This is a genomic window from Rubripirellula reticaptiva (genome assembly GCF_007860175.1).
GTDB lineage: Bacteria > Planctomycetota > Planctomycetia > Pirellulales > Pirellulaceae > Rubripirellula > Rubripirellula reticaptiva.
Genome location: NZ_SJPX01000001.1, coordinates 958267 through 972491, shown reverse-complemented (window position 1 = coordinate 972491; position 14225 = coordinate 958267). Strand labels below are relative to the sequence as shown.

General features: G+C 58.0%; 1 protein-coding gene (running past one end of the window). It reads right to left on the bottom strand.

Features of this window, described 5'->3' with window-relative positions:
• Positions 1-14225, bottom strand: the 5' end (the start) of a protein-coding gene (locus tag Poly59_RS03590; protein ID WP_146532663.1) for a CARDB domain-containing protein. 22504 nt of this gene lie to the left of the window's left edge; 14225 of the gene's 36729 nt are visible here — the first part of the coding sequence; its start codon is at positions 14223-14225; its stop codon lies off the left edge, out of view.

The following is a 14225-nucleotide window of genomic DNA, read 5'->3' as shown; positions in this document are numbered from 1 at the left end:
CCACCCGACACGTAGACGCTGCCGTCCGGTCCGACGGTCATTGCCAGCGTACCAATGCTCGCACCGGAGAGTCCCGAAATGGTGGCAAATCTTTCGGCAGCGAGCGGGCGAATAACTCGCGCAAACTTACTGGGCTGAGTCGCGCTGGTTCGCGATGGGATGCCAAACGCCGATTCTTGGAACAGTCGGTCCGCAACGGTTGTCGGTTGGGATGCTGCTTTGGGCAGCGGCGGCGTGACCACGGCCGTAATAGGCGCGGCACCGCCCAGGTTGATGTCGGCGACCAGACGCGGTGCACGAACGCCCTCGGCGACGGGTTCGACATTTCCGGCGGCGTCGATCGAGCGAACCAAGAAAGTCGGTGTCGCGCCGGAATCCGCTTCGTAGATGTAGGTGATTTCATCGGTTCGATACAGCACACTGCGGAACCGAGTTCCGCCGTCGTTGGATACCAGCAGCGAGTAGGCGGCGACACCGCTGCCGCCAGCGTCGTCCACGGCTGACCAATCAAGCTGATAACGATTGCTGCCGATCGGCGTGACCGTGAACGCGCTAGTCGGTGCGACCGCGTCCAGCGTTGCCGCGGCGACGTCGCTGTCGACCGGCGCAGCACCGTCGATGATCACCCGCGCGGTCATCTCGATCGCGTCACCGGTTTGCGGGTCATCGGTTTGGCCGGCCGCGTTGGTGTCATTGACGCTGGCAAAGAACGTGACCTTCACCGATTCACCTGGTTGAAGCAAACCGACATCGGAATCGACCGGTGGCAAACCGTCACGAGGATCGATCGCGCGCAACAGGTACGAAGCCACTCGCGTGTTGGCATCGACACCGGCCGTTATCTGCAGTTGGTATCCTTCGTCGTCGGTCAGATCAAATTCGCCGACGAAGTTCGGGCGACCGGGGGGCAAAGCGATGTTGCGACCACCGAGCGTCAGATTTCCGAGCTGGAAACTGCGTTCGTCGATCGTATCATCCAGGGGGACAAGGATTCGGATCTCGCGAACCGCTTCCGACGAATCACTGTCGTACGTTGCCGTGACGCTATACGGCAGCGGCGTTTCAAACGGGACAAAGTTTTCTTCGCCGACGCCGGTTGGTCCGGTGATGGTGACCGTGTCGCCGATTTGTTGGCCAAGATCATCCAGGTTGAACACGATCTCGTCGGCGACGATACCAAACTCTTCTTCCGGTTGAACCGCACGCAGTTCAAACGCGACGAAGGATGTCGGATTGGGCAAGCCCAGGTCGTATTGTTCGAAAGCGGGAACTGCTCCACCACCGTAAACGTTGGCGGTGTGACCGAAGTAACCACGAAGTCGCTCGATAAGTAAAATGAGCGTTGATTCGGCCGTCGCCAAGTTGGCCGCGGCATCATCGATGATTCCCGATCCGGCATCGCCGCCCAATAAACCACCCAGAGCGCTGAAGAACAGGTTCACGTTGTCCGACGTTGGTGTCGCCGTCGGCGGCGCGTCGGCATCGCGTAGCAATCCTACGTCGGCCAGCGCCGACAAGAACAGATCGGCAAACGCATCCCCGTCGCCGGCGATCGAAACAAGAGCCGCCGGCGCATCGGCATCGGCCAGGATGGCATCGCGCAGGCGAGCCGCTTCACCGCGTTGGTAGTCGATGTACTGAGCGCTGGTCAGTGGAGTTGCCGAAGCGGTGACGTAGAAGTCAAACGCCAAGTCTTCGAGTTGCATGGGGCTGAGTTCTTTCAAGAAGTTTGGATTTTCCTCCAACTCTTCTCGAAGTCCCGGATAGACGGTCACAATGCCGCCCAGTTCGGTCACGCCACTGGCTGGCAAGTCGATCGCCACCGCTCGACCAGTAAGTACGCCGTTCAAGTTCAGTTCGGGTGTGATGTCCGACGAGTCAAATGTCGAAATCGAATCGAACAGCGGCGACAGCGTTCCCGCGTCGCCTCGAATGCCAGTTTGGAACGAGAGCGCCGGGCCGCGAATGATTCCTGAATCGTTTTCAATGTTGGGAAAGGCGTACTCAATGATCGTGTACGGCGTATCGACATTGGCGAAGTTTTGGACAGCGAAACCGTAAGGGCCTGTTTCGCCCAGGCCGACCAAACTTGGTCCACCGACACCTACGTTGACTTCTAGCGGGTCCGCCGATTCGACTTGGAAACGATACGGATCGAATGCAATGCGACCGTCGGGATGCAGCACTTGAACGTCGTACAATCCGTGCGGTGCATCGCGTAGATCAAAGACCGCAATGATCTTGGTTGCATCGACACGCGTGATCGATACCGGCGCGAACTCGGCATACGTCGGGCGAACCAAACGCACCGCCGCTTGTTCCGGGAACTCGGCACCGGTGATCGTTACGGTGACATAACGATCGTCGCCGCCTGCGTCGGGCGTGACGCCCGTGATCCCGAACGGAATACGAGACGCCGTCATCGCGACGGGATATTCGTTCCGCGTTCGCGGATCGTAGGTTTCGTCTTCCAGATCAATCCGAATACCGGCGCGAGCCAGGATGAAGTAGCGACCGCCTAGTGTTTCCGGAATGACCAGCGTTTGATCGGCTTTCAAATAGCCTTGGTAAGTGGCGTCAAAGTCGAACGGCTTCGGCAGTGCTTCGTGCTTCGCATATAGTTCGTGCGAGCCGACGTCGGTGGTGCTGTCCAAGCCAACGCGAATCGTTTGACCGGGTGACGTGTCCAGTTGGAATAGTCGCGAAACGCCAACAGCCAACTGATCAGTCAGCGGGATGTCCAATCGCAACAGCGGAACCGTGACGTTGATCGCTTCGACCGAAGGCAGATCGTTGTTGCGGTTGTTTTCGCCCTCGAACACATCGTCAAAAATGTCCGTGCGAACGATGATTCGGTAGTCACCGGGAAGCGTCGCTGGGATCTCGAAGTCGAGGGTCGACGTGTAGGTATCGCCAGGATTCAGCGTGCGAATGCCGATCGGGTCAACGCGGCCGAGCAGCAAGTCACCGACGTCCCAGACGTTGTCGGCGGACAGATAGACCGCGTCGGCGATGCGAGCACTCGCCCGTTCGTCGCCCGTGTTCTGCACCGTCCAACTGACCGACGAAATATCACCGACTTGTCCCGATGCGGCCGCTGAAACGTTAACGACCTGCAAATCCGATGGTGGCGGCAGAACGATCAGCATTGGTGTTTCGCTGATGATAATGTTGTTCGTTTCGTCCGTTTCCAGCACTTCGCCGTCTGGTCTTGATGATCGCGGCACGTCGGTCGCGACGATTACGTAGTAGTCGCCGACCAACCCACGAGGAACGCGAACGGTTTGGGTGATCGATCCAGTCTCGCTGGCCGCGAGTGCGTCCTTGCGGGCAATTTCTCGCACGAAGTGATCGCTGGACACGTCTAGAAAACGGTCGCGAGATAGGTACACGCGATCGTAGTAAGGCGTTTGACGATCGGGCACCGCGCCACCGTCGTTGCTGTAAACGTAGGTGAACGTAAAGTCATTCCCGACGTCGACGCTAGATGTGTGATTCAAAGAGTCGATGACGAGGTCCGGTGCTGGAACCAGAGTGACATCCAGCGGCACCGAGACTTGGTTGTTGCCTTCGCCATCGAACTCAAGCACGGCGTCTTTGACTTGCAGTGACCGCGTCGGTCCTGTCGTCGCCGGATATGGAAGCGGACGTCCATAGCTTCCGTTGCCAAACGTTGCATCGGCGAACGCGATCAGATTGAAATCGCCGCCGATGTTGTCAGGGATTCGCACCGGGAAGCTGACTTCGTAACTCTCGCCGATCTCCAGCACGTCGCGATGACGCAGTTTGCCCAGTTCGATATCGTAAGCATCTGTCGATGTGTCCACGGACAAGAATACTCGATCGGTCCAGTCATCGACGCGGGTCGCTCGAGTTCCTGTATTGGTCACCGTGAACGAAACATCGATCAAGCTGCCGCTGTCTGGATCGACTGGCACAGCCGCCAAATTCGTGATCGTCAAATCGGCTTCGGCGTATACGACGTCAATCGGATTGGAAACGCGGAAGTTGTTGTCTTTGTTACCGTCTTCCCACGGTTTGTCCGCTAGGTAATCGACCCAGCCGGGGAACCCGCCACGGTCCCAGCGATTCAGTACCGGATTGCCATGTCGGCTCAGGGGCACGTTCGTAAAGACATGGGCGTACCAAGTTCCGCTGCTGCCCGGCGGAGTCGAGACCACCAAACTGTCCGTGAACGATTCACCGGCGCCGAGTGGGTCGGCAAAAACGTGAACCTTCGATCCGACATAGAAGTCGCGGCTCGCGTCATAGACTTCGTCTTTCGATAGGAACACGTGCTGGGACACTGACTTGGTGTCCGCTGCAATCGCGTAGTCACCTTCGTTGGTGATCGTCCAGCGAACAGTGATCGGCTCGCCCGATTTGCTCGTCGGCGTTGCTGTCACGGTTTCGACGATCAAGTCGGTGAGCGCGTCGATGACCGGAATCTCGGCCGAACCGACGTTATTGGTCGTGAACGGTCCTTCGTAAACCAGTTTCAGTGTGTTGGTTGGTCCGGCAAGGATCGCGCGAAGCTCGGTTTGCGAAAACTTCTTCAGATCGCTGATCTTCGTTTCGCCAATGGGTTTGCCCGTGGCCGCTTCGATCCGTTGCAAGACCGCTTTGACTTCGTCAAGGAACTTGTCTTCGTCGGTCAACGCGATTCGCGGGTCGACGTTCGTTCGAACCAACACGTGGCTGCCCCGCGCGGTCGGGGGCAATGTAAACTCGGCCTCTTGTGTGTAAGATTGGCCTGGTTGCAATCGTCCCGAATGCGGTAGCGCAAAAACCAGCTGGTCGCTGCTGTCGAAGACATCGTCTTCGGAAATGTAAATCGCGTCGGCCCAAGACTCACGGTCGGTTGCCGCGGTTCCGATGTTGTCCACCGTCCAAGTCAGCGAGAGTTTCTCGCCACCGACGATCGGAAGCGGGCTGCCATCGGTATCGGTGGGAACCGTTACCGTCGAGACTCGCAAGTCGGCTGGTGGCGTCAACAACACATTCAAAGGCGTGCTGCCAAAATTGGACCCATCCAAATCGTTTGGCGCGTCGGGGTTCACGTTCGATGCAAACGAGGCTTCATACACACGGCCGTAGCCATCGGCGTAAACGGTCAAAAAGTATTGGCCGGTCAGACCCGCGGGAATGTTCACGGTGGCTTCGGCTTCGTAGCTGTCGCCGATTTCCAATACACCGCTGTGGCGATAGGTGCCGACCAAGCGGTCGCCGCGACCGGGCTTTGGACCATCCTTGCCCAGCGTCAACCAAATCTGGTCCGTCCACGAACCGGGATCCGTCGGTCCCGCGCCCAAGTTGCTGACGGCATAGCGAACCGTAAACGAAGTATCGTCAAACGAATCTCCGGGCCCTTGAACCGACGTGACAACCAAGTCCGGTGGTGGTACCGGGTTGGCGTCGATCGCGACGGCTGCGGCCGCGCGGTTGTTGTTCTCGCTGGGGAATTCGTCAACGGTGTTCCGAGCATCCGTTTCGACCAACACGAACCAGTTACCCGAGATCGCTCGTGGGATTAGGAAGCTGGCGGTCGTCACGTATTCGGTCGACAATCCATTCGGCGAACCGGGGAAGCCCAGCGCCGATCCGTTATCGAGCTCACCAAGAAGGAGTGCGCCCGATGTGCTGCTGGACGACGACGATAACCAAACGCGATCCTTCCACCGACTTCCCGCCGACGGCGTGTCTGCGGTTCCGAGGTTGCGAACTCGAAACTCTACCGGCAAGAGCGTGCCCGCAGTGATCGCGGCGGGATACTCGCTTTGCACGGTGACTTGCAGGTCGGGACGCGGCTTCAAGTTAATTTGAAACGGATCGGTGAACCCGGTATTTAGAACATTGTCCGTTTCAAAGATGACATCGTCAGTATCGGTTTCAACAAAGAATCGAAATTGTCCAGTTGTCCTTGGCAATAGCACCACTTCCGTCCGTGTGATCGATTTGCCCGCTTCGATCGGTTCATCGACCGCGTACTTTCCGAACTGATACGTTTCACCGCCGCCGGTTGATTGCAAAAACAGTTTGTCTCGCCAACCCGTTTCGGTCGTTTCGCCTTCGTTCTTGATCGTCCATGTCACTTCGACTTGGGTGCCGTCGCTGAACTGGGTCGCGCCGCCGACCGAAACATCGGTCACCACCAAGTCGGCATTCGGCGGCGGTACCAGAAATACGTCGATCGCTTCGCTACGCGCCTGGTTGCCGCCACCCCCATCAGCGATGGCTGCGTTGGAGTTGTAAATGAACTCGTTAGGTCCGCCGGTGCGAACAAACACGTATTGCTGGCCACCGGTGGTTCGCGGCAAAACAAAGTTATCGGTACGTGTGTACGAGCCGCCTAGTGACAGCGCGCCGCCACGAGTGCTGCTGCCGATCAGTTTCAAACCCGTAGCACCGGTCGGATCGGGCGACATGTAGACATTATCGGTCCACGTATCGCGATCCGTCGTTGCGATGCCACGGTCGGCGTTGTTGCGAACTGTCCAACTGACCTCGATCGGTTGGCCCGAGACCGGATCACCGGCAGTTGTGACGGAATCAACAACTAAATCGCTGTAGGGAGTTCGCGACACGTCAACGAAATGATCAGGCGAACCAACGTTGGGGGCATCGTCGGCAAGTTCGAATACGGCGTCGCCAGAGTCCGTTTGCACAAATAGCGTGAACCGACCGTTGGTACGATTGGCCAACTGCACGATTTCAGTTCTTGAGTATTCGGCGCCAACGGGCACCGCGCCCGTATGCGTGTATGTGCCCAGCACGATATCGTCGGCGTCGCCGAGAATATCATCCGTCGACAAGATCACACGATCCGTCCATGTGTTTACTCGTCCGGGGCCGGCGCCGACATTTTTGACGGTCCACGAAACAGTCAAGTCCACCGGGTCGCCGACCAATAGCTCCGGTGCAATGACTTGCGATACCGTCAGATCCGCATACGGGAAAAGCGAAATCTCGACCGCATCACTGACGGCTGGCGGCGTGTTTTCGCCGCTACCCTCGTTGACGTTGTTGTTTGCATCGGGGACGACGATGAAGTGATAGTCGCCCGAGACGGATTCGGGTAAACGCACCGATAGAGATCGGGCGATCGAACCGCCGATCGCCAAGTCGTCCGCGGTGAACAGTTCACCCAAAAGAACGTCGTCGGTCGAAAAGGCGTCGTCGGATGAGAGGTAGACTGTGTCGGTCCAGTCCGATGTGGCGGCTTTATCACCGTCGTTGGCGATCGTCCAGTTGACCGTGACTAGTTCACCGCTTGTCGGCGATTGACCGACCGCAAGTGTCACGCCGCTGGCTATCAAATCGGGCAGCGGTGCGGTGCTGATCGCGATCGACGCGGTCGATGACGTCGTGTTGTTGCCTTCTGCGGTCGGCTCGATGACGCGATTGGTCGCGTCGGTCTGCACGATGACGAAGTAGTTCCCTTCGGTGACGGACGCAGGCACCACAAACGTGCTGGTCGTCGTGTAGGACGCATTGGATCCCAGCGAGCTGTTGTGAGTCACGTTGCCCAACAAAATGTCGCCACCGAAGTCGGTATCGCTGGACAAATAGACTCGGTCGACCCAACTGGTCGCGATCGTTGTCGCGGTGCCGTCGTTGCGAACACGCCAAGTCACATTGATGCTGTCGCCGATGAAGCCGGTCGCGGGAACTGTGATGGCGTCGACGATCAAATCGGCCAGCGGATCGGCGAGTGCTATCGTGATCGGTTGAGACGTTGTGTTGTTGGTGTCGCTGGTTTCGAAGACCTGATTCGACGAATCAGTTCGGATCAAGATGAAGTAGTCGTCTTGGATACCGAACGGAATCGACGCATCGATGAACGCGGTATACGACTCGCCATCGACCAGTGGGTCGCTTTGAATGACGCGGCCCAGTTCGATGTCGCCCGCGTTGCCGTAGACATTGTCTTGCGAAAGAACGACGCGGTCGGTCCACGGGTTGATCGAGGTTGCTTCGCCATTGTTTTGAACGGTCCACTCGATTCGCACCACGTCGCCGTTCTGTGCCGACGATGGGACCGTGACAGCATCGAAGATCAGATCGGGCGCGGCGAACGTGACCGTCGCCGTGAAAGTATCTTCGTTTGCTTCGCCAAAGACATCGTCACCGTCTTGATTCATCGCGTTGCCCGACGGATCGAAGATGTCCGGGCCGATGATCAGCGAGTAGTCGCCGACCGTCGATTGGCTGGCGAACGAGATCCGTACTTTGTTCATGTCCATGCCGACAACCTGACTGACCGGTACGACTCCGTTGGGTCCGATCATGGCAACATCTTGCGGCGTGAACGTTGCCAAGTCGATGTCTTCGTCGAACACCACGTCGATGAACGCGTAAGGCCGCGAAACGAAGTCGGGCGTGTACGACAAAACTTTCGGTCCGCCCGAATCGATGCGGAAGATGCCATTGAAGACGTCTTGAGTCGCTTCGCCGGCGGTCCCATCTTGGTCTTGGTCCATCGCGATCCCACCGACGTCCACGATCGCCGGACCGACCGCGATCGTGTAATCACCGGAAGTCGTTTGCGGCGCGAACGACAACGTGTAAGTCAGCGTGCCATCAAATGCGATGCTGGTGACCGGCACGACTCCATCAGGTCCCGTGATCATGACGTCGCCCGGGGTGAAGCTTGTCAGATCAACGGCTTCGCTAAACTTCACCTGCACCGATGAAAGCGGCGCGGGGCTGATGCCACGGGGTGTCAGATCGGTGATGAACGGGCCTGCACCGGCGACCAATAACGTGCCTTCGTAACGATCTTCGACTTCGCCGGCGATCGCGTCGCCATCGCTGTCCATCAACGTTCCGCCGACGTCTGCAATGCCAGGGCCGACGAAGATTTGGTAGTTCCCATCCGCAGTCGACCGAGCCAAATTGATGCGATAGGTGGTGTCATTGATTCGATCGATGCTGGTCACAGCGACACGCCCGGCCGGGCCATCGATGCGAACGTCGCCGGTCGAGAAACTGCCGCCGTCAATGGGCACGTTAAACGTGACGTCGAGCGACTGCAGCGCGCCTTGTTGGGTACCGCTGGGCGACTGAGAAACGATTCGCAGCGGTTGTCGGTCGACGGTGATCGTGCTGACGTAAACGTCGCCCGCTTCGCCACCGACGCCGTTGTTGTTTTGATCGTGCAGGTTGCCCGATGTGTCGCGGGCTGCGGGCTGGATCCGCAGGTCGTAATCGCCATCGATCGGTTGAGGCGGAAAGTACAGACGGAAGGTTGTGTTGGTTGCGTCGGTGGGCTCAACGCCGAGCGTCGGAACAAAGTTATTGAAGACAGCCGTATCGCCGACTAGGAAAAAGTCATCGTCAAAGCGAGTCTTTCGACCCTGGGCGGCGGAAAGTTCGAATCCAGAACTACCCGCCAACTCAAAGAAGACGAACTTCAGCGGGTACTCGCCAGCGGCGGGAAAGTTGAACGTCACCAAATCCGTTGCAAAGCTGCGACCGCTTGTGAGCTCAGCCGAAAAGTCGCCTACTTCCAATCGGTAACCGTCGTCGCTGCCGATCGCGAACGTGTAGGGACCGGCCACCGGTACGACCAGTGTCGTCGTTGCTTCAAACGCCAAGTAGTTGTCAGCCGGCGCTATTTCAAGTGGGTTCTGAAGCGGGTTAGCGAAGTTGCTGCTGGATGGTCCATAGTTGATGACCGGCTGTGACTCGGTGACCAGCTCGCTTCGCAGCGACTCGTTCTCCAACACGGCAATCGCCCCGTCCAGGTTCGTGAACGTATCAATCGCCCTGGCCGCCCGAACGCTATAGTCACCGGCCAGTGTTAGTGGCGCAAACGCGGCTTGAGCCGCGCGTACCGAGGGACTGATCAACTGAATCGACTTAGCGTTGAGACTTGTCGGATCGATCGGTTCGTTGAAGGTCACTGTAACGCTGGTAAGGACTGACGAGGTGGTTTCGCTGGGCAATTGCGAAACGATTCGTGGACCCGCTTTGTCGACGATGAAGGAGCCTGTGAAAACGTCCTCGACCGTTTCACCTGCGGTGCCGTCTTGGTCTTGGTCCATCGGGATTCCCGACGCACCAAGGATTTGCGGACCGACCGAAAGGGTGTAGCTGCCGGCGTTGTTGATCGGTCCAGTCAATACGATTTCGATTGCGCGATCGCTGATGGTATGGACCGATTCGATCCCAACGGTCGCAGGTCCCGAAATTGAAATGTCGCTCGCGTCGACGGAGTCGGCGAGGATCGGCGAATCGAATGTAACAAGCAGACGATCGATCGGCGAAACAAAGTCGATCGTTCCGTCATCGCGCAGCGAAACGATCTCGGCATCACTGACGCTTCGTTCGACAATCGACACTTCATCGATCAAACCAATGAACGGTGTGGCTCCGCCATACACGTTGCCACCGATGCGGACCCCCACCGCGTTCGGCGCGTATGCAAACGAGTTTTCCTGCGTCCCCACAAGGACCCCGTCGACGTACAAAAACGTCTGCGTCCCGCGTGTGGTTGCCGCGACGTGAGCCCACGTGCCGACCGTTGCGGCGACGCCGCTATCGAGCACACTGTTTGGCGTGCTGGTGGCATAGTTGCCGTCTTGAATCAGGATATTCCATTCAGCTGAGGCGTTGGAAATGCCTGCGATGCTGATCCGTCCGGTGGCCGCTACCTCTGACGGATTGACCCACGCCGCGATCGTCCACTCCGAACTCGGGGCCCAAGCACCCAAGTCAATTTGGTCGTCGCCATCGAGGGAAAACGCATTGCCACCGAGTCGACCGGGAGCGAAGCGGAGGTTGCCGAGTTGCACGCCATTTCGAGTTCCCGACTCGTCCAGATAATTCGTTTCAGCTTCGTAGCGATGATGCAGCGGAGTCTTGATTTGTGGCAACCGTGACAGCGAAGTCACCGCCGGCCCAATTGGCCGAGGCGGAGTCGATAGGAACGCGCCGTAGTCGACGTGGTCGCCCACCGGTGTTCCGCTTGGATTGTCGTTGACGAATCCGTCCGCGCCGGACGGATCGTGGGGGCCACCAACGTGTCCCCAGTAGTTGCCAGTGAAGGCTGCGTTGTCGCGATTGTTGCCGGCGTTGAACGCACCGAACTCCGTTTGGCCGACGAAACTGCTGCCCGTGACGGTGGCGATGGCCGTTGAACTGTTGGCGATTTGGACGCCGCGCGCACCGCCAAAGAAGTCAGAATCGGTGACCGTTACAGTGCTGCCTGATGTGACAGAGATCCCGTTTCGAGTGTTACCAATGGATCGATAACCGTCGATTGCCGGATCGCCGGACTCAACGTAGATCCCATCACTCGAGCTGGAGGCGACGGTCACGTTAGCAATGGAGACTGATTCCGTTGAATTTTCGCTGATGTCGATCGCGCCCGTGCCACTTGATCCGGCGTATCGGATTTCCGCGTTCGCGATCGAAGAACCACCTTGCCAGAGGTAAAAACCTCGCCAGTTGCCGGGGGTTGGCTGGGTTGTGGCACCGTCGTCGTTAGTGTCGCCGCCAACGGTATCGTCTGTGATGGACGTAAAGATGATCGGCGAGTCGGCGGTTCCTTCGGCAATCAGTGGACCGCTGCTTGCGTATAAATCGGCACTGGGGGCCATCTTGATCACGCTGCCGGGGACGATCGTTAGCGATCCGGGACTGTTGATCTGCGTCCGACTGCTCAGGTGCATCGGCAGTCCGTCGAAATCCCAAACTCGATCCGTCGTGACCGTACCACCGGCAAGTCGGACGTGATCGCCCAAGTTGTTGCGAAGGGTCACACCGTCATAAGTCGGTTGCGCCGAAAACGCTTGGTTGATCGCGACACCCGCACTGTCCGCGATCAGGACATCAGTAATCGTCGGTTTGCCGCGGCTAATTTCAATTCCTTCACTGCCGCTCGACACGATTCGCACATTGGAAATCGAGTCTGAGATCCCACCGTCGTCCGCGACTCCGTTCAGATTGATGCCCGCCGCACCACTGGCACCGGCGTAACGGACTTCCGCATGAGCGATCGACGAGTTGCCTTCCCAAAGATAAAGCGATCGCCAGTTTCCCGATTCGGGTACCGTCGCATCACCGTCCGAATTGGAGTCGCCACCGACGGTGTCGTCGGTCGTCGCCGTGAAGATGATGGGATCATTTGCCGTTCCCTCCGCAATCAGCGGGCCACTGGCGGCATAGATATCCGCTCCGGTCGTAAACTTGATCAACGTTCCGGGAGCAATCGTCAGCGATCCAGGCTGATTGATCTGAACGCGGCTAGTCAGGTGAACCGGCAGTCCACCAAAATCCCACTCGCGATCCGTCGTCACGGTCCCACCCGCCATCCGAATATGATCGCCCTCGATATTGCCTCGAAAGTTGACGCCGTCGTAGGTGGGCTGCGACGCGAACGCCTGAACAATTCCGATTCCGATACTGTCAGTGATCGTGACGTTCTGGAGCGCCGGGTTACCGTTGGTGATCAGCAATCCGTCACTGCCGCTAGCAACGATCCGCACATCCGAAAGAGTTTGGGATAGTTCACCTTCGACGATCGACCTGTCTTGCAGGTTGATACCCCCAGCATTACTGCGCCCCGCATAACGAACTTCGGCATGGGCAAGTGACGAGTCACCGTTCCACAAGTACAGCGTTGTCCAGTGGCCTGGCGTCGGGCTAGTCGCGTTACCGTCCGCATTGGAATCGCCGCCGACCGTGTCGTCGGTCGTCGCAGTGAACACGATCGGTGCATCCGCGGTACCCTCGGCGAACAATGGACCAGAAGCCGCGTAGATATCTGCGCCGGTGGCGATCTTGATGACGCTACCCGGTACAACCGTCAACGAACCGGGACTATTGATCTGAGTACGATTGGTCAGGTGGACCGGTAGACCGTCGAAGTCCCAAACGCGGTCGGTTGTGACCGTGCCGCCGGCAAGTCGCACGTGATCGCCCTCGTTGCCACGGACGACAACGTTGTCATAGATCGGCTGTGCGGCAAAAGCTTGGTTGATCGCTACGCCAGCGCTGTCTTCAACGGTGACGTTATGCAATATCGGATTGCCGCGAGTCAGTTGCAGACCCTCATTGCTGCTGGAAATGACGCGAACGTCCGACAGCGTATCGACAATTCCGTCATCTAAAGTCGTTGGATCTTGAATGTCCACACTCGATAAATTGCTACGTCCCGCATAGCGAATTTCGGAATGAGCAATGGAGGATGACCCTTGCCACAAACGCAGAGTGTCCCAGTGACCCGGTGCTGGCGCGGTTGCGTCACCGTCGGCGTTCGAGTCGCCACCAACCGTGTCGTCCGTCGTTGCGGTAAAGACAATTGGCAGAAGTGGAGTGCCTTCAGCAATCAGCGGGCCAGAGCTCGCATAGATATCGCCGCCGACTTCAAACTTGATCACACTGCCAGGCGCAATGGTCAACGAACCGGATGTGCTGATCGTGGTTCGTCCAGACACGTGCGCCGGCAGTCCGCCGAAATCCCAGACCTGATCAGTTGTGATCGTGCTGGCGTCGACTCGAACGTGATCACCACCAGCATTCTGCTGGGCAGAAATGGACAGGTAGGTTGCGGTAGCGCCCGCGCGGTGACGAAACGGCACACCATCACTGTCGGTGACATGAATCCGTGTCAGTTCGGTATCGCCCGAAACGACATCGACGCCGGTCGTGTCGCTGTTGGTGACCAAGATATCGCGAAGGACACTGGTGCCATTGTCAGTCGCATCTTGGTTCTCGTCGACATAAATCGCAGCCTGCGACGAATTGCGTCCCGCGAAGCGAACCTGCGCATGTTGCAAGTTCCAGTCGCCACTATAAACGAACAACGAATCCCAATCACCCGCCGCCGGTGCTCCGGTGACGTCGGTGGTTAGGTCTTCGCCAACGGAGTCATCTTCGGTCGATGTAAAGATGATCGGCGAAGCGGATGTTCCGATCGCGTCGACAGTCCCTGTCGCTCGCAAGAATTGACCCGTGCGAAACTTCACGACCGTGCCAGGATCAATCGTCAGCTTGATGTCATCGGGAACCGTCACGTTACCTGTGACTTCGATCGTCCCCGACCATGTGTCGTCGGTCGCCAGCGTGCCAGTGACTTCACGCGCGAGCAGCTGCCGAACTTCGAGACGCTCGATTTGTGATCTTCGCTGTCGTCGATTTTTCTGTTTTCTGGCCGATGTTGAAAATGACTGCTTCGCCGAAGCAGATTTCATGCGTCCAAAGGTCCAATCGGGCAACAT